Origin of the sequence: Halomonas halmophila (assembly GCF_006540005.1) — a bacterium.
Classification (GTDB): domain Bacteria; phylum Pseudomonadota; class Gammaproteobacteria; order Pseudomonadales; family Halomonadaceae; genus Halomonas; species Halomonas halmophila.
This window is the reverse complement of record NZ_BJOC01000023.1, coordinates 1-22,589: the sequence shown is the minus strand read 5'-3', so window position 1 is coordinate 22,589 and position 22,589 is coordinate 1. Positions and strand designations below refer to the sequence as shown.

The window sequence follows — 22,589 nt, the reverse complement described above, 5'->3', positions numbered from 1 at the left end:
TGTCACCCCTTGCCCATGGTCAATGTCTTGAGCAATAACTGCTTGTTGGTCGTCATGACTTCGACGTTGGCCTGATAGGAGCGCGACGCGGAAATCATGTTGACCATTTCCTCGGCCGGATCGACGTTGGGCATGTCCACATATCCCTGGTCATCGGCCAGCGGGTGTTCGGGACGGTATTCCCGACGCAGCGGCGAAGGGTCCTCGACCACTTCCCGGACAGCGACCCCGCCGACACCGGAGCGCGACTGGGCACGCGTCTCGAACAGCACCTGCTTGGCGCGGTACGCCTCACCATCGGGACCGGCCACGCTGTCGGCATTGGCCAGATTGCTGGCCGTCACGTTCATGCGTTGCGACTGAGCGCTCATCGCCGAGCCGGAAATATCAAATATGGAAAACATCGACATAATGGCCGCTCCTGGTCATTCGGGCTGCATGGCCGATTTCAGGCCCTGGATCCGGCGTCCGATAAAGGTCAGCGCCGCCTGATAGCGCACGGAGTTATCGGCAAACTGAGCACGCTCGCGATCCATATCCACGGTATTACCATCCAGGCTTGGCTGGTCGGGCACGCGATAGAGCAGGTCCCCGCGGGGCAGAGCGGGTGCCTGCCCGGGCAGGTGCCGTGACGCTGTCTGCTCCAGAGCAAGTCCTTCGCCACCTCCCCCAGCCTTTTGCATGGCACGCTCCAGGGCACTGGTAAAGTCCATGTCGCGGGCCTTGTAGCCCGGTGTGTCGGCGTTGGCGATATTGCTTGCCAGGACCTGCTGGCGCTCATGGCGGAGAGACAAGGCCTGTTGATGGAAGTTGAAGGCGGCATCGAGCTGATCGATCATCCGGCACCCTCCGGCAAAAAGGATTCGTCGACGTTGGAGAATAGCGATTCCCTTGTCCTTCCAAAGGCGTGAACAACCGACATTACCTAGGCCATTTCCACGATTCCCTCGGCGCGACGGGCGCTAGACTCTACGACTAGGCTCACCAACCCCGATAACAAGATGACTCGAACAACGCTGGCGACAACGCACCTGATCTTCGTCCTGGTGGTAGCAAGCCTCGCCACTTTCCAGGCCCAAGCCGCCGATGAGGCGATGCTGGACAATGTGCGACAGTTCCTCGAGGTCCAGGCCAACTCCTTGGGGGATGACACCGAAGTGACGCTATATCCTCCTGCGGCAAAATTTCCGGCCTGTCCCTCGCCGAAACCATTCTTGCCCAATGCTTCCCGGCCGCCGCTCGGCCGCATCTCGGTGGGCGTCAAGTGCGGCGAGCAGGGAAGACGCACCCGCTTCCTGCAAGCCGAGGTTTCGGTGATCGGCACGCACCTCGAGACCGCCCGGGACATTGCCGCCGGCGAAACAATCACCCATGACAATGTGGTATTTCGTCATGGCGACCTGGCTCGCCTGCCGCGCCAAGCCCTGCGAGAGTCCGAACAGGCCATCGGGCGCGTCACCATGCGTCCTCTTTCAGAAGGGCAGGTACTGCAGGACTATCAACTTCGCACGCCACGACTGGTCAACCGTGGCGAGAAAGTCATTCTCGAAGCCCGCGGCGACGGTTTTCGCATCACCCGGTCCGCCGAAGCACTGGCACCAGGCGGACGTGGCGACAAGATTCGCGTGCGTCTCGGCAACCGCGAGGTCATTGATGCCCAGGTGATCGGCAAACGCCACCTGATCGTGGACAACTGATGCCGTCGTGCCCACACTATGACCCATATTGGAAGGTTTTTCTGAGGCCTGATAGGTAATAATCAACGAATGCAGGCATTTTTCGCACTAGATCCTAAAGTGCAAGGCGCACGCGCCGATAGCCTCCCTATCAGTACCGGTCACGAGGCAACCAGAGTGAAAGTCGACAACCACCAGCCAATGCGCCCCGACCAGACAACGCAGGGGGAACCGGCTCGCAAGACACAGGAGACGCCGTCTCCTCAACGCGCCAGTGACGACCCGGCAAGCATGACGCACCTGCGCCATGCCGGCACCGATACAAGTCAGGACATCGATGCCGCCCGCGTGGACGAGTTGCGCGATGCCATCCGCGAGGGCCGCCTCGAAATACATCCCGAGCGCATTGCCGACGGCCTGATCGCCAGTGTACAAGACCAGCTGGTGGTGGGAGACTCTGAGACATGAGCCTGACGCAACTGCTCGACGACCAGCGAGCTCGACTCGATAAGCTCGGCACCCTGCTGGAAGAAGAGCGCGCCCTGCTGTTGGATGGTCAACCCGATGGCAAAGCCCTGCAGCGCCTGGCCAGGGACAAGGCGCACTTGCATGACACGTTAGAAGCGACGGAAGCCAAACGCGCCAGGGTACAGCGACGGCTGGGCTATGCGTCGGGTCCAGCAGGAGCTCGGCAAGCTGCCAAAGATGCTGACTGCCTGCCGCAGTGGCAAGCGACGCTCGACGCTGCAAGGCGCATATCGCGCCTCAACACAGGTAATGGCAACCTGTTGTCAGTGCGCATGGCACATAATCAGAGTACGCTGGATTACATCCACCGCATCGCCGAACCTGACGTCTATGCAGCCAATGGACGCGCAGGATTGCAGGCACGACGCTTGAACGCACGAGCATGATGATCAATCTCCTGCATCCAACCAGGCTGTCAATGCCTCGGCCTCCAGCGCCTCACACACACCATCGCCCTGAACGAAACCCGACACCAGGCACCCGGCAACTTTCCGTTGAGTCTCGGTAGAAACGCCGGTCACCACGCCCTCGAGTTGCAAGGCCTCCAGGCAGCGCACCAAGGCTTCGAGGCCACGAGCGGGCGGAGTATCCGGCTGGCGGATTGCATCAGCAACGCCCCGACCAAGCGTCACCCGGGATACCGGCAGACTGGCGAGCCTCATGATATCCACAGGCCCATGGCCGGAATGACTCACTGCCAGTCGCACACCGAGGGCAACCAGCCGCCGCAGGAGATGCATCTGTTCGGCAGCCTGGTCAATGAAAGCCCGCTCATCCAGCTCGACGCATAGCCAACTCAGGTCCAGATTCAAACCGCGCAGGAAGACATCCAGCGGGCGGCGGTCTGCTACGGACTGATCCAGTGTCGCCATACTGACATCGAGAGAAAGACCAAGTTTTGCCAGCTTCCCCCCCGCCTCTTGCCAATGCACACGTTGAGCCGCCATAAGCTCAATGCGCCAGCGATCCAGGCGAACAGCCTGCCCCAATTCGACCACCAGTGGCAGGAAATCTTTCGGTAGCAACTCTCCCAGCTCCGGATGCATGAGACGCAATTGAGCCTCTACATCTCGGCACCTGCCGTCATGAGGGGACACACGCGGCTGATAAACAACTCGAAAGTTTTTTTCCGGATGGTGTAAGGCGTCCTGTACAAATCTCTTCAATGCCAAACGACTCCCCAGAACCGACCTGAGTGAAGAGTCATAAAAACTATAGTTTGCTGGTTCCGAACGAGAAATTGCCGATTCCGCGCTCCCCACCAAGCACTCGAGCATGTCACCATCCTGAGGATAAATCGCAATGCCCATGGAAAGCGATAATAACGGTGCCTCATGTCCTACTCGAAATGGAGCCTCCATCGCTTCCTGACAACGCAAGGCTACAGTCTGCAAACTACCCGGGGTTACCGCTTGTTCGATCAAGATCCCCCAGCGTCCTTGCCCCAAGCGACTCAGGCTATCTTCGTTCCGCAAGGTTTGAATCAGGCGCCGTCCGACCTGTTGCTGAAGCATGTCAAGGCTTTCATCACCGAGGCGCTCTCGCAATACCTCGAAGCCATCCAGGCTGACCAGCAATAAGCCAATCTGACCATCATGACGCTCAGCACGCTCCAGGGCATGACTGACACGATCTTCGAACAGCCAGACAGAAGTCATTCCGGCCAGGGACCCAGGGTAGGCATGAGCTTTCCCTGAAGATACAGGCGGTGCATCATTGCATGGATCGATGAACGTCCACATGATTGACGCCCCGTTCTGGTGAGAGGGAAGCCTGTTTTCAAACATGAAAGCATCGTGAGAACTACCCTCTTCACCCGAACGATTGACCTGAACTCGCTGCCAATTACCAGAGACCGGCTCGTTGGAAAACCATGATGACTGTAGCGACGGTCGACGAACCAGGCTGTGACCCGCCTGCCCTACAAGATCGGATGGCTCACAGCTCGACAATGCATAAAATGCGTCATTGGCCCACAGTACTCGATAGTGCTTGTCCAGCAGGACAATACCCGCGGCCGTGCGAGAGGCGGCCAGCATCGGCCACTGAAGCACAGGATGCTTAACCACTTCGGCGCCGTCAGAGTGCTCTCCGGCACCAGGCCCTTCAGGTTTGCCCTTTTCATCCGACATGACGTTTCCTACCAAGAATATTACGATCTATTATAGGTTTTTTCGACACATATGATTCGAACTTTAGCCCAAAACAATCATGTGGCTCGCTTTATCAAAGCCCAAGCGTCTAAAAAGCCATTTTCGTCTTCAAAACCGGAACCCGCCACTCACCTTCTCGAATTTCTGCATGAGCCCACCGCTGTGATGAATATCATCAGAAAACACTGAGCTTTGGCTGGTACCTCTCCTCTCATGATAATTAAGGTCAAGGAATGAGTACTCGAAGGGTCACGCAACCCTGTTAAGTCACATGACTGCTCTTGCATGCGCTGCCTAAGTCTGCATCCCTTTTTTTCTAGGTTATACCAGTAACTGTGCATCAGGATCTGCCGAATTTTCATCGCGCCTCTTTACTGCCCCCTCATCCCCGACAGAAGGGCCACACCTGGTAGAAGGCGTCGCACTGGAACTCGGCCTCGCAGGAGGGCAGTTGCGAGCGGTAACGCGATGCCGTGGTGGCGACCTCACCGGCGGCGCGGAGGACGACCGGCTTACCGCGATAGCTGCCGCGATTATAGCCGCCCTGGCCCTGATGGTAGGCCAGGTAGAGGTGGCGTGGATTGTTCAGTGATACTCCGGTCATGCGTTGAGTGCGCGCGTTGTACCAACCGATGAAGTCCGTGGCGTCTTCCATGTCCGAGCGGCTGGCGAAGATACCGCCAACATCGTCCTGATACTCGTCCCACACCGGATCCAGCGCTTGGGCGTAGCCAAAGGCCGAAGACGGCCGCGTCCAGGGAATAAAGCCCAGCAGGTAGGTGCGCGGTGGGCGCACATGGCTGCGGAAGGACGACTCCCGCTCGATGAAGGCCATCTGCGTCGAGATAGGCGTTCCCCAGCGCTGCTCCGAAGCCTTCGCCGCGTCATACCAGTCCGGCTGTTCGCGGAAGATCTCGCAGATGTTGGACTGCCGTTCCGGCGGCGACGGCGCGAAGATCGCACAACCGGATAACATCCCCAGGAGCGGCACCTGGAGCACCAGCCGAAAAATGGTCCCACCAAAGGGCGTGAAGGGCATCATAGTGGTCTCGCTCTTGAGAAGAAGCCGCCAGGGTAACGTCATGGTACTTCAGTTAGGGAATCACTGCTTAAATGCCTGCGCATGCAAATCGCTTCGTTGCGCGGTGCTCGAAAGCTCGCCTAACTATCAACGCCGGATAGTCCGACTTGCAATCAATAAGCTGCCTCCTAAAGGATGCCTCGACAGAGCAATAACCAGGCAAAGTGTAGGGTGTAAGAGCGGCCAACGGCTCAACCAGTGAGCGAGACGAGGAGGACACGTAGATGATCCACCTGCTGCTGATCGGCGGCGGCCATGCCCATGCCTTCGTGCTGGAGGCCTTTGCGCGCCAGCCGGAGCCAGGGGTATCAATCACCCTCGTCATGCCGGGAGACAGGGCGCCCTACTCCGGCATGGTGCCGGCCTGGCTGGCGGGGGAGTACACCACCGACGACATGACCCTCGGCATGGCCTGGCTGGCGAAGCGCGCCGGGGCGCGGCTGGTCCAGGATTCGGTAGTCGCGATTCGTGCCGCCGAGCAGCGTGTGCAACTGGCCAGCGGCGACTGGCTGGAGTACGACCAGGCCTCGCTCAATGTCGGGGCGACGCTGGCGGCCCCGGCCCGAGAACCCAGCGCCCAGGCGCCGGAATTGCTGCCCATGCGCCCGCTGGATGCCCTGCAGGAGCGCTGGCCGGCTTTGCTGGCCGAGGTCGCCGCATGGCCCACCAAGCCACCGCGCCGGGTGCTGGCGGTGGGTGCCGGAGCAGCGGGCTGCGAGACCCTGCTCGCGGTGCTGGCGCGCTTGCGTGCTGAGCGCCCGGATATCGACTGGCAGGGCACCCTGCTCGGCCATTCGGCGCAACCGCTGCCGGGCTCCGGACGCCTGCCCGCCTGGCTGATGCGCCGTCAGCTAGCACGGGCCGGGGTCGCCTGGCACGGGGAACATGGCGCCAGCCAAATCGTCGACCAGGGCGTCGAGGATGAGCGTGGCCAGGTGCATCCGGCAGACCTGGTGCTCTGGGCCACCGGCGCCTGCGGCCATGATTGGCTGGCCAATAGCGATCTGCCCCTGGATGATCGCGGTTTCATTGCCGTAACCGATACACTGGCAGTACGCCAGCCTCGGGCTGGCCCGCCGAGTCTCTGGGCGGCTGGCGACTGCGCGGCCTTTGCCCCACCCTTGCCCAAGGCCGGAGTCCACGCCGTACGCATGGGCCCGTTGCTGGCAGAGAACCTGCGGCACGCCTGCCGCAGCGAGCCAACCCGGCCTTATCAACCGCAGCGCCAGGTTCTGGCGCTGATCGGCACCGGTGATGGCCGGGCCATCGCCAGTCGCGGCGCCCTGGGCATCGCCGGCCGCTGGGTGTGGCGCTGGAAGCAACGCATCGACCGGCGCTTCATCGCCCGTTTCACGCCGCCGCCGGAGGATTAGGTGAATGCGAGGTGTAAGGATTCGCCCGCGCGGACGACATAACCTTGGGGCAAACCAGAGGAGCACGACATGAGACATACACGGGGCCTGCTGCTGGCCGCCATGCTGGCCGTACCCGGCATCGGTCAGGCCTTTGAGCTGTCCGAATGGTCGACGGTGACCGAGGCCGCCAGCGGCCAGACCGTCTACTGGAGTGCCTGGGGCGGGGATTCCCGCGTCAATGGCTATATCGACTGGGTGGCCGAGCAGGTCGAGGTGCGCCATGACATCGAGCTGGTACACGTCAAGGTCGGCGATATCGCCGAGACGGTCGGCCGCATCCTGGCCGAGAAGTCGGCCGGCAATACTCAGGAAGGCACCACCGACCTGCTATGGATCAACGGTGAGAACTTCGCCGCCATGAAGGAGCGCGAACTGCTCTACGGGCCCTGGGCCGAGCAGCTGCCGAACTTCTCGTTGACCGCACCCGAGCAGAACCCCGAGGTGCGTGAGGATTTCACCCTGCCGGTAGAGGGCTACGAGGCGCCCTGGGGCCGCGCACAGATCACTTTCTATTACGACAGCGCCCGGGTCTCAGAGCCGCCGCGCAGCATGCCGGCCCTGCTGGAGTGGGCCCGGGAGAACCCGGGCCGCTTCACCTACCCCAAGCCGCCGTCCTTTTTCGGCACCAGCTTTCTCAAGCAGGCCCTGCTGGGGCTGGTCAAGACGCCCGAGGTGCTTTACGAGCCCGTCGATAACGCCGATTTCGAGGCCGTCACTGCGCCCCTGTGGCGCTATCTGGACCAGCTCCACCCGCACCTATGGCGGGAAGGCGAGGATTTTCCCGCCGGCGGCCCGAAGATGCGCCAACTGATGGGCGACGGCTCGCTCAGCCTGGCCTTCACTTTCACGCCCTCGGCCCCGGCCGCTGGCGTGCTCGACCATCAGCTACCGCCCAGTACGCGCAGTTACTTTCTCGACGACGGCACCCTGGGCAATGTGCACTTCGTGGCGATCCCCTTCAACGCCCAACATAAGGCCGGTGCTCTGGTGGTCGCCAACTTCCTGATGTCGCCCGCGGCCCAGGCACACAAGCAGGATCTGAGTGTCTGGGGCGATGCCTCGGTACTCGAGATGTCACGGCTTTCCGCCGAACAGCGTGAGGCCTTCGAGACCGATAGTCGCGCCGCCGAGAGTCTGCCGCCGCAGGCCGCCGGCGCGCTACTGCGTGAGCCGCACCCCTCCTGGATCGAGCCGCTCGAAAGCGCCTGGCGGCAGCGCTACGGCAGTCAATGACAGCGGCACTGTCCTATCGACTGGTCATCCGGACCCTACCCTGGCTGACCATCGGCCTGCTCAGCCTGCCGGTGCTCAGCGGCCTGGCCGGGGCACTGGCTCCGGCCTTCGGCTGGCTGCCGGCGCTGGGCGGTGAACAGCTGAGCCTGGCCCCCTGGCGCGAGCTGGCCCGGGTACCGGGCCTGGGCGAGATGCTGCGCCTCAGCCTCGTCTCGGGATTGGGCAGTGCGCTCATCTCGCTGGCGGTGGTGGTGCTGTTTCTGGGCAGCTTCCTGCAGTCCCCGGTGTACCGCCGCCTGCAGGGCTGGCTGGCACCGCTGCTGGCCGTGCCACATGCCGCCGCGGCGATCGGGCTGGCCTTCCTGCTGGCGCCTTCCGGCTGGGTGATGCGGATTGTGTCGCCCTGGCTGACCGGTCTCGACTACCCGCCCGATTTCGCCTTTCCCGGCGACGACTGGGGGCTGGCGCTGATCCTCGGCCTGGTCATCAAGGAAGTTCCCTTCCTGCTGTTGATGAGCCTGGCGGCGCTGGTGCAATGCCGGGCCGATGAGCGCATGATGGTGGCCCGCAGCCTGGGCTATCCACCGCTGACGGCCTTTCTCAAGACGGTGATGCCCGGGCTCTACCCGCTGCTGCGGCTGCCGGTCTATGCGGTGATCGCCTTCGCCACCTCCAACGTGGAGGTGGCCATGATCCTCGGGCCGACGACTCCTTCGACGCTGGCGGTGGCCGTGGTCGGCTGGCTGCATGATCCCGATCTGACGACACGCTTCATGGCCTCGGCCGGGGCCCTGCTGCAGCTGCTGGTGACCCTGGTGGCGCTGCTCGGCTGGTGGTTGGTGGAGCGCCTGGTGGTGCGTCTCAGCCGCGGCTGGTGGCAGGATGGTCACCGCCACTGCGGGGAACGCAGCTTGAGCCTGCTGGCGCGCTGGGCGATGCGCCTGGTGCTGGGCCTGATGCTGCTCGCGCTGGCCGGGCTGGCGCTGTGGTCGGTGGCCGGTTACTGGCCCTTCCCGCAGTCGCTGCCCTGGCCGCCCACCCTCGGCAACTGGCAGGACGCCGCCGACGGCCTGTTGAGCCCGGTGACCCAGTCGCTGGCGGTGGCGCTGGGTGCTACCCTGCTGTCGCTGGTGCTGGTGCTGGGCTCGCTGGAAGCCGAGACACTGCGCCGCCGCCCGCTGCGCCCGGGCGCTCAGCTGATTCTGTATCTGCCGTTGCTGGTGCCCTCGGTGGCCTTCCTGTTCGGTCTGGTGATGCTGCAGGCCCAACTGGGCCAGCAGCCAGGCATGCTGGCGGTGATCCTCGGCCACGCGGTCTTCGTGCTGCCCTACCTGTTTCTATCGCTGGCCGAAAGCTACCGGCGCCTGGACCCGCGCTGGGCCCAGCAGGCGCGCAGCCTGGGCGCCGGCCCCTGGCGGGTCTTTATGGGCGTACGCCTGCCCATGCTGCTGGCGCCCATTCTGACCGCGGCGGCGGTCGGCTTTGCCGTGAGCATCGGCCAGTACCTGCCGACCCTGCTGCTCGGGGCCGGCCGGGTGGAGACCGTGACCACCGAGGCCGTCAGTCTGGCCAGCGGCGGCGACCGTCGCCTGACGGCCATCCATGCCCTGTTGCAACTGGCACTGCCGGCACTGGGCTTTGTAGTGGCGCTGTTGCTGCCACGCCTGCTGTTCCGGCGGCGGCGCGGCCTGCTGTTGTCACACTGATCGGAAGGCAAGCGTTCATGGCGACCCTGCACCTCGACAATGTTCAGATTCACCAGGGCCTGCAGTCACTGCTGAGCCTCGACACCGCCATCGCGCCCGGCGAGATCGTGACCGTGATGGGCCCCTCCGGCGTGGGCAAGTCGACCCTGCTGGCGTATATCGCCGGCTTTCTGAGCCCGGCCTTCCAGGCCAGCGGGCAGGTGCGGCTGGATGACACCCGCCTCGACACCCTGCCCGCCGAGCAGCGCCATCTCGGCCTGTTGTTCCAGGATCCGCTGCTCTTTCCCCATCTTGATGTGGAAGGCAACCTGGCCTTCGGCATGCGCCGCGGCGGTGAACGCCGTGAGCGTATCCGGGCGGCACTGGCCTCGGTAGGGTTGGAAGCCTTTGCGCGGCGCGACCCGGCGACGCTTTCCGGCGGCCAGAAGGCGCGGGTCGCGCTGCTGCGGGTGCTGCTCTCGGCGCCACGCGCCATACTGCTCGATGAGCCCTTTTCCAGACTCGACGCCGCGCTGCGCGACGAGATCCGTCAATGGGTCTTCGAACGGGTTCGCGACCATCACCTGCCAACCCTGATGGTGACTCATGATGAAGCCGATGCCCGGGCCGTGGGCGGACGCATCCTGACCCTCACCAAGCCTGACGGCTCCGGGAACCTGTATGGTCGAGAATACGGTGCCCCAGGCAGCTAGCGGTGTCTTGCCGCCCGGAACATCACACCAATACCCGCTGATCTCGGTGGGCCCAAGGAGAACACGGTGAAACAACGCTTGCTGATCCTCGCGATAGTGCTCTCGCTGATCGCGCTGTTCTTCGGCGCAGGCCTCGATGACTACCTGACTCTGGCGTCCATCCAGTCGCTGCAGTCGCGCTTCGACCAGTGGTTCGCCGCCTCGCCGTGGCTGGTGGCCGGTGGCTTCTTTGTCATCTATGTGCTGATGGCCGCGCTGTCGCTGCCCGGTGCCGCCCTGCTGACCCTATTGGGCGGCGCCCTGTTCGGTCTCGGTTGGGGGCTGGTGCTGATCTCCTTTGCCAGCAGCCTCGGCGCCACCCTGGCGTTCCTGCTGTCGCGCACCCTCTTCCGCGAGACCGTGGAGCGACGCTTCGCCCGCCAGATCGAGACCATCAACCGCGGCGTCGAGCGCGACGGTGCGCTCTACCTGTTCAGCCTGCGCCTGGTGCCGATCTTTCCGTTCTTCGTCATCAACCTGGTGATGGGCCTGACCCGGCTGCGCACCCCGGTGTTCTACCTGGCCAGCCAGATCGGCATGATTCCCGGCACCTTCGTCTACGTAAACGCCGGCCAGCAGCTCGGCCAGCTGGAGTCGGTCGGCGGCATCGTCTCGCCCTCGCTGCTGCTGTCCTTTGCGCTGCTGGGCATCTTCCCGCTGGTGGCACGCTGGGGCGTCGACTGGCTGCAGCGCCGCCGGCGCTATCAGGACCATCAGCGGCCAGCAAGCTTCGACTACGATGTGCTGGTGATCGGCGGCGGCTCGGCAGGACTGGTCACAAGCTATATCGCCAGCGCAGTAAAGTCCCGTGTGGCACTGGTCGAGCGCGAGGCCATGGGCGGCGACTGCCTGAACACCGGCTGCGTGCCCTCCAAGGCGCTGATCCGCGCCGCCCGTGCCGCTCAGCAGGTCCGCGAGGCACCACGCATGGGCGTGCACGCCGGTGAGCCACGCATCGACTTCGGCGAGGTCATGAATCACGTCCACCAGGTGATTCGCGAGGTGGAACCCCATGACAGCGAGGAGCGCTATACCGGCCTGGGCGTCGAAGTCCAGCGCGGTTCGGCAAAACTGACGTCGCCCTGGACGGTGGACGTTGATGGTCGCCGCCTGAGTGCCCGGCATATCGTCATCGCCACCGGGGCCACGCCCTTTGTGCCGAGCATCCCCGGCATCGAGCAGATCGAGGTGCTGACCTCCGACAACCTCTGGTCGCTCACCGAGCTGCCCGAACGCCTGGTGGTCATGGGTGGCGGGGCCATCGGCTGCGAGCTGGGCCAGAGTTTCGCCCGCCTGGGCAGCCGGGTCACGCTGGTCGAGGGCACGCCCCAGTTGCTGGGCCGCGAGGACGCGGAGGTCGGCGAGCTGGTCGAGCGCACCCTGAGCGACGAGGGCGTCACGGTGCATACCGCCACCCAGGCGGTGGAGGTCTGTGTCGAGGCAGGCGAGAACTGGCTGGTGGTCGAGAACACCGCCGGCGAGCGCTCGCGCCTCGCCTTCGACCGGCTGCTGGTCAGTGTCGGTCGCCGGGCCAATGTCGAGGGGCTGGGTCTCGAGGAACTGGGCATCACCACCCGCGATAACGGCGCCCTGGAAGTCAACGAGCAGTTGCAGACCCACCTGCCCAACATCTGGGCCTGCGGCGATGTGGCCGGCCCCTACCAGTTGACCCATGCTTCGGCTCATCAGGCCTGGCATGTAGCGGTCAATGCGCTGTTTGGCGAGTTCAAGCGCTTCAAGGTCGATTACCGCATCATGCCCGCCGTGACCTATCTGCAGCCCGAGGTGGCGCGGGTCGGCCTCAACGAACGAGAGGCACAGGCGCAGGGCATCGCCTACGAGGTCACCCGCTATGAGATGGCCGAGAGCGACCGCGCCATCGCCGAGCGTGCCACGAGCGGCTTCATCAAGATCCTCACCCCGGCCGGCAAGGATCGCATCCTGGGTGCCACCCTGGTCGGCGAACATGCCGGCGAATGGCTGGCCGAGGTCACCCTGGCCATGAAGCAAGGCATCGGCCTCAACAAGCTGCTGGGCACCATTCATCCCTACCCGACCCTGTCGGAGGCCGTGAAGGGCTCCGCCGGGCTGTGGAAGAACGCCCACAAGCCGGAACGCCTGCTGGGCTGGCTGGCCCGCTATTTCGCCTGGCGACGCGGCGAGACAGCGTCGTCCCGGAAAGTGCCCGGCAAGGGCGGACGCACCGAGTAACCGGGGGAATGGCAGCGCTCGCATATTTAGGCGGCTACATTTATACTTTCGTCGTATTTATCCGCGATCCTGGCATCACGCCAGGATCGTTTTTTGTTGGCAAGGAGCGTCGCCATGTCGACCGACAGGAAACACAACCCCCGACTGGCCGAGGTTGCCCTTGCCCTGGGCGGATTCGGCATCGGGACCAGTGAGTTCGTGATCATGGGCCTGCTGGAGCGTGTCGCCGCTGATCTGCAGGTCGCCACCGCCGAGGTGGGCTATGCCATCTCGAGTTATGCCCTGGGGGTCGTCGTCGGCGCGCCGCTGATCTCCGCCCTGGCAGCCCGCCTGCCGCGCCGCATGCTGTTGATCGCGCTGATGCTGGTCTTCGCCGTGGGCAATATCGCCAGTGCCATGGCGACCTCATTATGGCCTTTCGTCGGCCTGCGCTTTCTAGCCGGCCTGCCCCACGGCGCCTATTTCGGCATCGCCGCCCTGGTGGCCGCCGCCGCCGTGCCGGTGGAAGAGCGGGCCAGGGCGGTGAGCCGAGTGATGTTGGGCCTGACGTCGGCCATCGTGGTGGGCGCACCGCTGGCGACCTGGACCGGCCAGTGGCTGGGCTGGCCCAGCGCTTTTCTCGGAGTCGGCCTCATCGCGCTGGTGACGGCGCTCATGATCCGCCTCTGGGTACCCAGCCAGCCCCGCGATCCCCATGCCAGCCCCAAACGCGAGATGTCAGCGCTGGTCAAACCGCGCGTGCTCTTCACGCTGGGCGTCGGCAGCATCGGCTTCGGTGGCATGTTTGCGGTCTTCAGTTATGTGGTACCCACTCTCTCTAGCCAGGCCGGCATGGCCGAGACCCTGGGTCCCTGGGTGCTGACGATCTTCGGCGTGGGGACCATCATCGGCAACCTGGCCGGCGCCCGCGCGGCGGACAAGAACCTGACCCGAGCCATTCCCTGCATCCTGGTGTGGTGCCTGCTGGTTCAGGGGGGCTTCTACTTCGCCGCCAACCATCTGGTCAGCGGCCTGCTCTTCGTCGGCCTGGTGGGCACCAGCATGGCCCTGGGGCCAGCCCTGCAGACTCGGTTGATGGATGTCGCCGGCGATGCCCAGACCATGGCGGCCTCGATGAACCATGCCGCCTTCAACGGCGCCAATGCGCTGGGTGCCTGGCTGGCGGCGGTGGTCATCAAGGCCGGAGCCGACTGGTCGTCTTCTGGCCTGGTCGGCGCCGGGCTGGCCTTGTGCGGCCTGGTGGTCTTTGCCATCGGCCTGTGGCAGGAGCGGCGACAGCCGAGCACGACCCGGGCGGCGTAACCCCGGCCAGACAGGCACGGCTCGGGGCTGGGGCCGGGGGAGGAGATATGCGATACTTTCCCGTCCCATGAGCCATGAGCCGCCCACTGCTTAGGACCCCTGCCCATGCCACAAGGTACGCTGTTCATCGTTTCCGCTCCGTCCGGCGCCGGCAAGACCAGCCTGGTGCGCGAGCTGATCGAGAGCCTCGACGGCCTCAAGGTATCGGTCTCGCATACCACCCGGCCGCGCCGGGAAGGCGAGGTCGACGGCGTGAACTACCACTTCGTCGATCATGCCGAGTTCGAGTCGTTGATCGAGCAGGGCGAGTTCTTCGAATACGCGCAGGTTTTCGACAACCTCTACGGCACCTCGCGCGGAGCCGTCGAAGCCCTGCTCAAGGCCGGCCAGGACGTGATCCTGGAGATCGACTGGCAGGGCGCGCGTCAGGTCCGCGAGCGTTTCCCGGATGCCGTCTCGGTCTTCATCCTGCCGCCATCCCGCGAAGAGCTGGAACATCGCCTGGCCGGTCGCGGTACCGATCAGCACGCCGTGATTGCCTCACGCATGCGCGAGGCAATCAACGAGATGTCTCATCATCACGAATATGATTACCTGTTGATCAATGATGACTTCACCACGGCACTACGCGAGCTGCAGTCGCTGATCATCGCCCAACGCCTGAGCCAGGCGCGCGCCGGCCAGCGCCTGGCCCCCCTGCTGGAGGCGCTCTTGTCAGAGGCACCAGGCGTCGAGTAATCTATCCCGTCTATCCACTGGAATCCCTGGGGCGCCATGACGCCGACCGGGGTTTTTCCCGTCAGCATTCAGGAAGGCACCCATGGCCCGAGTCACCGTCGAAGATTGTCTGGAAAACGTCGAAAACCGCTTCAAGCTGGTGATGATTTCCACCCACCGTGCCCGCCAGCTGTCCCGCGGCTCGCGTGATGCCCTGCTGCCCTGGGAAAACGACAAGCCCACGGTCATGGCGCTGCGCGAGATCGCCGGAGGCCTGATCGATGCCAGCGTGCTCGATGAGCCGATCGAGGCGTCTCAGCCGCCGGTTCGCCGCGAGTACAATGCGCCGGATGCTGAACAGGAAGCCCCCCTCGACGAATGAGGCCTTCATGGGCCCGGCCACCTGGCCTGTCGATCTTGCTCGGGGCTGATACAACGTTCGGGGCTCTCACGACGTACTCAAGGCGCGCTGCATGTTCACCATCGATGACCTGGCCGACCGACTCGGCGGCTATCTACCCCAGGATGAGATCCAGCAGGTCAAGCGTGCCTTCTATTACGCCGAGCAGGCACACGACGGTCAGCGTCGCCGCTCCGGCGAGCCCTATGTAACGCACCCCCTGGCGGTCGCCAATATCCTGGCCAACATGCACATGGACCATCAGAGCCTGATGGCCGCCATGCTGCACGATGTCATCGAGGATACCGGCATCGACAAGCAGGCCCTCGGCAAGCAGTTCGGCAAGCCGGTGGCCGAGCTGGTGGACGGCGTCTCCAAGCTGACCCAGATCACCTTCGAGGACAAGGCGGTCGCCCAGGCCGAGAACTTCCAGAAGATGGTGCTGGCGATGTCCCGCGACATGCGGGTGATCATCGTCAAGCTGGCCGACCGACTGCACAACATGCGTACGCTCGGCGCCCTGCGCCCCGAGAAGAAACGGCGTATCGCCCGCGAGACGCTGGAAATCTATGCTCGCATCGCCAGCCGTCTGGGTATCAACACCATCCGCGTCGAGCTCGAGGACCTCTCCTTTCAGGCCCTGCACCCGATGCGCTCGGAACGCATCAAGCGCGCCGTGGCCAGTGCCCGGGGCCATCGCCGGGCATCGATCCGCCAGATCCAGAACAGCCTGCAGCAGAGCCTCGACGACGAAGGCCTGAAGGGCTCGGTGGTCGGCCGGCAGAAGCACCTGCTGTCGATCTATCGCAAGATGCGCGATCAGCGCAAACCCTTCGCCGAGATCATGGATGTGTTCGGGTTCCGCATCATCACCCAGGATGTGGATACCTGCTACCGCATCCTCGGTGTGGTACACAACCTCTACAAGCCGGTGCCCGGGCGCTTCAAGGACTACATCGCGATCCCCAAGGCCAACGGCTACCAGAGCCTGCACACCACCCTGTTCGGCACCGGCGGCATGCCCATCGAGGTGCAGATCCGCACCCGCGAGATGGAAGCCATGGCCAACAACGGCATTGCCGCTCACTGGTTGTACAAGGCCGGTCAGACCGAGCATCCGATTGCCGAGGGCAGCCATGCCCGGGCGCGAGCCTGGGTCAAGGGCCTGCTCGAGATGCAGCGCCATGCCGGTGACTCGCTGGAGTTCATCGAACACGTCAAGAACGACCTTTTCCCGGACGATATCTACGTGTTCACGCCCAAGGGCGACATTCGAGAACTGCCCCAGGGCGCCACGGTGATCGACTTTGCCTATAATGTGCATACCGATATCGGCAACCGCTGCATCGCCTGCCGCATCGACCGCCATCTGGCGCCGCTGTCGACCCGGCTGGAAAGCGGCCAGACCCTGGAGATCATCACGGCGCCCGGCGCCAAGCCGAATCCGGCATGGCTCAACAGTGTGGTGACCGCCAAGGCGCGTTCGGCGATTCGGCATGCCCTCAAGCACCAGCAGCAAACGGAGGCCGCACAGCTGGGTCGCCGGCTGCTCAACAAGTCGCTGGCCGCCTACGAGACCAGCCTCGAGGAGCTGCCCGAAGGCGCCATGACGGCCGTGCTGAAAGAGCTCGAGCTGGACGATACCGATGCCTTGCTGACGGCCATCGGGCTCGGCACCCGGGTGGCGAATGTGGTGGCACGGCGTCTGGTGGCTCTGCCACATGACGACCAGGTGCCAATGGCCAGCGAGCAGGTCCAGGGGCCGATCATGATCAGTGGCGCCGAGGGCATGGTGATCAAGTATGCACGCTGCTGCCATCCCTTGCCGGGCGATGAAGTGATCGGCCACCTGTCGGCCGGCAAGGGTATCGTCGTGCACCGTTCACGGTGCCGTAATCTGGCCGAAATTCGTCGCGACGACCCGGAAAAGCTGTTTCCACTCAGCTGGGCTGACCAGGGCGACGAAGACTTCCCGGTGCCACTGCGCCTCGAGGTCGAGAGCCGGCGGGGCCTGATCGCCGAACTGGCCAGCGTGGTCACCGATGCGGATGCCAACATCGAACGCGTGGATATCGAGGAGCGCGACGCTCGGCTGGCGATCGTCAGCCTGACCCTGGCGGTACATAACCGCGGCCACCTGGCGCGCATCATCAAGCGACTGCGCAACCTGTCACACGTCAGCAAGATCAACCGCCTGAGCAATTGATTCAATCTGCCCTCGGCCTGTCGTCATCGTCGGCAGGCCAGGTTAGCTATTTCATCAACATCACAACACCATCACGGGAGCGCACCATGAGCAACAAGGCCGTCATCAATACCCAACAAGCGCCTGCCGCCATCGGCCCCTACTCTCAGGCCATCAAGGCGGGCAACACGGTTTATCTCTCCGGCCAGATTCCGCTGGACCCGGCGACCATGGAGATCGTTTCCGACGATTTCGAAACCCAGGCCCGTCAGGTCTTCGCCAACCTCAAGGCGGTCTGCGAAGAGGCCGCCGGTGGCCTGAAGGATGTGGTCAAGCTCAACCTCTATCTGGTGGACCTGGACAACTTCGCCATCGTCAATCAGCTCATGGAAGAGGTGTTCGACGCACCCTATCCGGCGCGCGCTGCGGTGGGCGTCAAGGCGCTGCCGAAGGGTAGTCAGGTCGAGGCGGAAGCGGTGTTGGTCATCGGCGACTGAGGAAAGGATGATTCATTGCTGCGCTCGATATCCTGGCCGCCGGCGGTGCCGAAGCGTCGGACCGTCGCTATCCTCATGTAGCAGGCTACACTCCGGTAGCTGCGCTCCGACAGCGACCAGCCTATCTTCGCTCGCAACATGAATCTTCTCTTTCCTTTTACTGCTAAATGAGACTTTTCCTCGCGCTGATTCCCCCGCCCGGGCTGCGCCGGCAGCTCGGGCAGCTGGCCGATGCGGCTCACGCCCAGTGCGGTGGCCAGCGCATCGTCGATGACAACCTGCACCTGACCCTGGCGTTTCTGGGCGAGCAGTCCGAGGCGGCGGCCGAGTCGCTGAGCCGCTGGCTGGAGAGCCAGGTGTTCGGCGCGGGACAGTGGCGGCTGGATCGCTGGGGCCATTTCGCCGGGCCGCGCATTGTCTGGGTGGGTGGCCCGGGGTCCGCTGAGCTGCAGCGGCGTCAGGCGTCGCTGGTCGAGTCGCTGGCAGGCTTCGGTATCGAGGTGCAGCCCCGGCAGTTCAGGCCGCACATCTCGCTGTTGAGGAACGCCTCTCCCCCGCCCGCCACAGACTTGCCCACGGTCGAGCTGGATTGGTCCTATGCGCGTGTATCACTGGTCAGTTCGGTGCCCACGCCACAGGGCAGCCGCTATACGACCCTCGCCAGCTCACGCCCTTGAGCAGCTCGCGTGCTCACTTGTCCGGCAGGTGGCCGCCGGCCCGCAGGACGTCGGTATAGCCCTCGCGGAAGGTCGGGTAACGGAACCGATAACCGCTATCCAGCAGCCGGGTATTGTCACAGCGCTTGCTGGCCCGGCGGCGCAGCGGCGACTGGATGGTCTCGCTGGATTCGACCTTGAGCTGCTTCGCCATCCAGGTCATGACGTCATGAATGGGCGCGGGTTCGCAGTCACTGGCCAGATACAGCTCGTGCAGGGACTCGCCGTCCAGCGCCTTGCCGATCAGGTGAGCGAGCACGCCGGCACAGTCATCACGGTGAATGCGGTTGGAGTACATGACCGGAGTGGCGGCGGCGATGCGGCCTTCCTTGACCTGACGGATCAGGCGGTCGCGCCCCGGGCCATAGATGCCCGAGAAGCGTATCACGCTACCCGGCAGGTCATGCGCGATCAGCGCCTGTTCGGCCTCGCGCATCAGCTTGCCGGAAAACCCGCCAGGTTGAGTCTCGCTGGCCTCGTTGACCACCTCACCATCCTGCTGGGCGTAGACCCCGGTGGATGAGACAAAGAACACATGGCGCGGTGGCGTCGCGCGACGGCCCAGTTCGGCGAGCACCGTCTTCAGCCCCGCCGGGTAGGCGGCCCGGTAGGCATCCTCCTCGAAGCGATCCGCACTGACCACATAGACCACGATATCGGCATCCGGCAGCGTCTTCAGCGCCTCGGCATCGCCCAGGTCGAGGGCCAGCGTTTCCAGCCCGGTGTCGGCCAGTTTGCGCGCATCACGGCGCACCCCGACGACCCGGTGGCCCGCCTGCTGCAGCTCGCCACCAAGGATCGTGCCGATATCGCCACAACCCAGAATCAGCGTTGTCGTCTTCACTCTTCTTTCGCCCCCTGATAAAAAGTCTCTATCATACGAGGATGCCCTGACGGCGGGACCCCCTACCACATGAAAGGATGCCCGGCACCACAATGACTCTAACAGAACTCCGCTATATCGTAACCTTGGCCCAGGAGCGCCATTTCGGGCGCGCCGCCGAGAATTGCTTCGTCTCGCAGCCGACACTGTCGGTGGCCGTGAAAAAGCTCGAGGAAGAGCTCGGCGTGGCCCTGTTCGAACGCTCCAAGTCCACCGTACAGGTCACCCCCCTGGGGGCGCGAATCGTCGAGCAGGCCCAGCGCGTGCTAGAGCAGAGCAGCGTGATCAAGGAACTGGCCACCGCCGGCCGCGACCAGTTGGCCAGCCCGCTGCGCATCGGCGCGATTTATACCATCGGCCCTTACCTGTTCCCGCACCTGGTGCCCGAGCTGACACGCCAGGCACCGCAGATGCCACTCTACATCGAGGAAGGCTTCACCGGCGACCTGCGGCGCAAGCTGCGCAGCGGCGAGCTCGATGCCATCATCGTCGCCCTGCCGTTCACCGAGACGGATGTGGTGACCAAGCCGCTGTATGACGAGCCCTTCGAGGTGCTGATGCCGGCCGATCATGCCTGGGCCAACCGCGACACCATTGCCAAGGAAGACCTGCTGGATGAGCGCCTGCTGCTGCTCGGCGAGGGACACTGCTTCCGCGACCAGATCCTCGAGGCTTGCCCGGCCATCAGCCACAAGCTCAACAGCCCCAACAATACGCTGACCGCCGAGGGCGGGTCGCTGGAGACCATTCGCCACATGGTCGCCTCCCGGCTGGGCATCACGGTGCTGCCGCACTCGGCCATCGGCCATCACTACGAACAGGGCCTGCTGACCACGCGCCCCTTCGCCGACCCGGCTCCCGGCCGCACCGTGGCGATCGCCTGGCGCGCCAGCTTCCCGCGGCCGCAGGCCATCGATGCGGTGACCCAGGCCATCGCGACATGCCGCAAGACCGAACCGGCCATGGCATGACACAGCTCGACGCCCCTGTCACCAACCTCAAGGGGGTGGGCGAAGCCCTGGCCCTCAAGCTGGCTCGGCTGCGCATCGAGAGCGTGGCCGACCTGCTGTTTCACCTGCCCCTGCGCTATCAGGACCGGACCCGCGTCACGCCCATCGCCACCCTGCGCTCGGGCAGCGAGGCCGTGGTCGAGGGCGAGGTCGCGGCAGCCGAGGTGGTGCGCGGGCGGCGTCGCAGCCTGCTGGTGCGCCTGCGCGACGGCTCGGGCATTCTCAGCCTGCGCTTCTTTCATTTCTCGCCGGCTCAGCAGCAACAGTTTCGCGCCGGGGTGCAGGTGCGCGCCTTCGGCGAGGCCCGTGCCGGGGCCACCGGCCTGGAAATCTATCACCCGGAATACCGGCTGCTGAGTGATGCCAACGCCCCGGTGGAGGATCACCTGACGCCCATCTACCCGGCCACCGAGGGCCTCCACCAGACCCGCCTGCGTGCCCTGATCGGTCAGGCGCTGGAGCGCCTGGAGGCCGCCCCCGAGGAGCTCCCGGAATGGTTGCCCGATGAGCTGCGCCAGCGCTTTCAGCTGCCGGCCCTGCACGACTGCCTGAAGACCCTGCACCTGCCCCCGCCGGATGCCGATCCGGAGGCACTGGCCGATGGCAAGCATCCGAGCAGCCGGCGCCTGGCCCTCGAGGAACTGCTTGCGCACCAATTGAGCCTGCGCGAGGTGCGCCTGCGCATCCAGCAGGATGGCGCACCGCCGCTGCCGGACGGCCGCGGCCTGCAGGCCCGCTTCCTGACCCAGCTGCCCTTCTCGCTGACCGGCGCCCAGCGCCGCGTGCTCGACGAGATTCGCGCCGACCTGGCCGGCGAGATGCCCATGCTGCGCCTGGTGCAGGGCGACGTGGGCTCCGGCAAGACCGTGGTGGCCGGCATGGCGGCCCTCTCGGCCATCGCCGGCGGCTGCCAGGCGGCGATCATGGCGCCCACCGAGATCCTCGCCGAACAGCATTACCGCGCCTTCCGCGACTGGTTCGAGCCACTCGGCATCGAGGTCGCCTGGCTGGCCGGCAAACTCAAGGGCAAGGCCCGGCTGGATACCAAGGCGGCCATCCAGGATGGTCGGGCACAGATGGTGGTCGGCACCCACGCCATCTTCCAGGGCGATGTGCATTTCCAGCGCCTGGGCCTGGCGATCATCGACGAGCAGCACCGCTTCGGCGTCCACCAGCGTCTGGCCCTGCGCGAGAAGGGCGAAGCCGGCGGCCTGACGCCGCACCAGTTGATCATGACCGCCACGCCGATTCCGCGCACCCTGGCAATGAGCGCCTACGCCGACCTGGATGTCTCGGTGATCGACGAATTACCCCCCGGGCGCACGCCGGTGAAAACCGCCGTGATCCCCGACGAACGCCGCCCCGAGGTGGTCGATCGCATTCGCCATGCCTGCGACCAGGGCCGACAGGCCTACTGGGTGTGCACCCTGATCGAGGAATCCGAAGCCCTTCAGTGCCAGGCCGCCGAGGCCACCCGCGACGAACTGGAAGAGGCGCTGTCGGGGCTCAACATCGGCCTGGTGCATGGCCGCATGAAGGCCAGCGAAAAGGCCGAGATCATGGCCGCCTTCAAGGAGGGCGAGCTGGACCTGCTGGTGGCCACCACCGTCATCGAGGTCGGCGTCGACGTGCCCAACGCCAGCCTGATGATCATCGAGAACCCCGAGCGCCTGGGGCTTTCGCAGCTTCACCAACTGCGCGGCCGCGTCGGCCGCGGCTCCACCGAGAGCTACTGCCTGCTGCTCTATCATCCGCCGCTCTCCGACACCTCGCGCCAGCGCCTGACGGTGATGCGCGAGACCACCGACGGCTTCCGCATCGCCGAACGCGACCTGGAGATCCGCGGCCCCGGTGAGGTGCTCGGCACCCGCCAGACCGGCCTGGCACAGATGAAGATCGCCGACCTGGAGCGCGACGCCGACCTGCTGCCCCAGGTCTCGCCCCTGGCCGAGGCGCTGCTGGCCAGCCGCCCGGACGCCAGCCAGGCACTGATTCGTCGCTGGCTCGGCGAAACCGCCGATCGTTACGGGCAAGTGTAGCCGCGAGCGCCGGGGCGACGCCCCGGCGACGAGTCACGAGTAACGAGCTGCTGGCAGATTCAAGCCAATTCCAGTGTACTGACCTGATCTCACGGCTCGAAGCTCG

The 22,589-nt window shown here is 64.7% G+C and carries 21 protein-coding genes; 16 read left to right on the top strand and 5 right to left on the bottom strand.

Annotated features, from left to right (window positions below; translation table 11 throughout):
- Positions 1–2: 2 nt before the first annotated feature.
- Together flgC and flgB are read right to left on the bottom strand one after the other, a co-directional pair.
- A complete protein-coding gene (gene flgC / locus HHA01_RS09195) occupies positions 3–410 on the bottom strand; it encodes a flagellar basal body rod protein FlgC (RefSeq protein WP_141319964.1) in 408 nt (135 codons plus the stop codon).
- 15 nt (positions 411–425) lie between these two features.
- Positions 426–839 (bottom strand): flagellar basal body rod protein FlgB, encoded by a 414-nt coding sequence (flgB, locus tag HHA01_RS09190; RefSeq protein WP_141319962.1) that lies wholly within the window; start codon positions 837–839, stop codon positions 426–428.
- 162 nt (positions 840–1,001) lie between these two features.
- On the opposite strand from flgB, the gene flgA reads away from it, so the two are divergent.
- The 3 genes from flgA to HHA01_RS09175 all read left to right on the top strand — a co-directional run bounded on the left by flgA (position 1,002) and on the right by HHA01_RS09175 (position 2,590).
- The gene (gene flgA, locus HHA01_RS09185; protein WP_141319960.1) at positions 1,002–1,697 is read left to right on the top strand and encodes a flagellar basal body P-ring formation chaperone FlgA; all 696 of its coding nucleotides are present in this window, start codon (positions 1,002–1,004) and stop codon (positions 1,695–1,697) included.
- 156 nt (positions 1,698–1,853) lie between these two features.
- Positions 1,854–2,144, top strand: a complete 291-nt coding sequence (gene flgM, locus HHA01_RS09180; RefSeq protein ID WP_141319958.1) for a flagellar biosynthesis anti-sigma factor FlgM — start codon at positions 1,854–1,856, stop codon at positions 2,142–2,144.
- Positions 2,141–2,590: a flagella synthesis protein FlgN gene (locus HHA01_RS09175; protein WP_141319956.1), complete on the top strand. Its 450-nt coding sequence runs from the start codon at positions 2,141–2,143 to the stop codon at positions 2,588–2,590. Before flgM ends, HHA01_RS09175 begins: the two co-directional genes overlap by 4 nt.
- Before the next feature lie 3 nt (positions 2,591–2,593).
- Here HHA01_RS09175 and HHA01_RS09170 read toward each other — a convergent pair whose 3' ends face one another.
- The gene (locus HHA01_RS09170) at positions 2,594–4,336 is read right to left on the bottom strand and encodes a GGDEF domain-containing phosphodiesterase (RefSeq protein WP_141319954.1); all 1,743 of its coding nucleotides are present in this window, start codon (positions 4,334–4,336) and stop codon (positions 2,594–2,596) included.
- Positions 4,337–4,739: 403 nt separating this feature from the next.
- Positions 4,740–5,396: a transglycosylase SLT domain-containing protein gene (locus HHA01_RS09165; protein WP_373862942.1), complete on the bottom strand. Its 657-nt coding sequence runs from the start codon at positions 5,394–5,396 to the stop codon at positions 4,740–4,742.
- 266 nt (positions 5,397–5,662) lie between these two features.
- On the opposite strand from HHA01_RS09165, the gene HHA01_RS09160 reads away from it, so the two are divergent.
- From HHA01_RS09160 to thpR, 11 genes are all read left to right on the top strand, one after another.
- Positions 5,663–6,811: an FAD-dependent oxidoreductase gene (locus HHA01_RS09160; protein WP_141319952.1), complete on the top strand. Its 1,149-nt coding sequence runs from the start codon at positions 5,663–5,665 to the stop codon at positions 6,809–6,811.
- A 69-nt stretch (positions 6,812–6,880) separates the two neighbouring features.
- On the top strand, positions 6,881–8,086 hold the full coding sequence (locus HHA01_RS09155; RefSeq protein ID WP_141319950.1) for an ABC transporter substrate-binding protein: 1,206 nt from the start codon (positions 6,881–6,883) through the stop codon (positions 8,084–8,086).
- Complete coding sequence (locus tag HHA01_RS09150) at positions 8,083–9,792, top strand: ABC transporter permease (protein WP_141319948.1); 1,710 nt, start codon at positions 8,083–8,085, stop codon at positions 9,790–9,792. Before HHA01_RS09155 ends, HHA01_RS09150 begins: the two co-directional genes overlap by 4 nt.
- A 17-nt stretch (positions 9,793–9,809) precedes the next feature.
- A complete protein-coding gene (locus HHA01_RS09145) occupies positions 9,810–10,484 on the top strand; it encodes an ATP-binding cassette domain-containing protein (protein ID WP_141319946.1) in 675 nt (224 codons plus the stop codon).
- Between the two features lie 66 nt (positions 10,485–10,550).
- Positions 10,551–12,734 (top strand): dihydrolipoyl dehydrogenase family protein, encoded by a 2,184-nt coding sequence (locus tag HHA01_RS09140; RefSeq protein ID WP_141319944.1) that lies wholly within the window; start codon positions 10,551–10,553, stop codon positions 12,732–12,734.
- Between the two features lie 114 nt (positions 12,735–12,848).
- A complete protein-coding gene (locus HHA01_RS09135) occupies positions 12,849–14,036 on the top strand; it encodes an MFS transporter (protein WP_141319942.1) in 1,188 nt (395 codons plus the stop codon).
- A gap of 105 nt (positions 14,037–14,141) precedes the next feature.
- A complete protein-coding gene (gene gmk, locus HHA01_RS09130; RefSeq protein WP_141319940.1) occupies positions 14,142–14,774 on the top strand; it encodes a guanylate kinase in 633 nt (210 codons plus the stop codon).
- An 82-nt stretch (positions 14,775–14,856) separates the two neighbouring features.
- The gene (gene rpoZ, locus HHA01_RS09125; protein ID WP_141319938.1) at positions 14,857–15,135 is read left to right on the top strand and encodes a DNA-directed RNA polymerase subunit omega; all 279 of its coding nucleotides are present in this window, start codon (positions 14,857–14,859) and stop codon (positions 15,133–15,135) included.
- A 91-nt stretch (positions 15,136–15,226) separates the two neighbouring features.
- Positions 15,227–17,359: a RelA/SpoT family protein gene (locus HHA01_RS09120; RefSeq protein WP_141319936.1), complete on the top strand. Its 2,133-nt coding sequence runs from the start codon at positions 15,227–15,229 to the stop codon at positions 17,357–17,359.
- 86 nt (positions 17,360–17,445) lie between these two features.
- Positions 17,446–17,835 carry a RidA family protein gene (locus HHA01_RS09115; RefSeq protein ID WP_141319934.1) on the top strand — a complete coding sequence of 130 codons (390 nt, stop codon included), beginning with the start codon at positions 17,446–17,448 and terminating at the stop codon, positions 17,833–17,835.
- 167 nt (positions 17,836–18,002) lie between these two features.
- Positions 18,003–18,512 (top strand): RNA 2',3'-cyclic phosphodiesterase, encoded by a 510-nt coding sequence (gene thpR / locus HHA01_RS09110; RefSeq protein WP_141319932.1) that lies wholly within the window; start codon positions 18,003–18,005, stop codon positions 18,510–18,512.
- A 13-nt stretch (positions 18,513–18,525) separates the two neighbouring features.
- Here the strand turns inward: thpR and HHA01_RS09105 are convergent, their stop codons facing one another.
- Positions 18,526–19,395, bottom strand: coding sequence for an SDR family oxidoreductase (locus HHA01_RS09105; protein ID WP_141319930.1), 870 nt, complete (start codon positions 19,393–19,395; stop codon positions 18,526–18,528).
- Between the two features lie 92 nt (positions 19,396–19,487).
- Between HHA01_RS09105 and HHA01_RS09100 the strand changes: the two genes are divergently transcribed.
- Together HHA01_RS09100 and recG are read left to right on the top strand one after the other, a co-directional pair.
- Positions 19,488–20,405 (top strand): hydrogen peroxide-inducible genes activator, encoded by a 918-nt coding sequence (locus HHA01_RS09100; protein WP_141319928.1) that lies wholly within the window; start codon positions 19,488–19,490, stop codon positions 20,403–20,405.
- The gene (gene recG, locus HHA01_RS09095; protein WP_141320097.1) at positions 20,402–22,483 is read left to right on the top strand and encodes an ATP-dependent DNA helicase RecG; all 2,082 of its coding nucleotides are present in this window, start codon (positions 20,402–20,404) and stop codon (positions 22,481–22,483) included. The genes HHA01_RS09100 and recG overlap by 4 nt, the downstream gene beginning before the upstream one ends.
- Positions 22,484–22,589 lie beyond the last annotated feature (106 nt).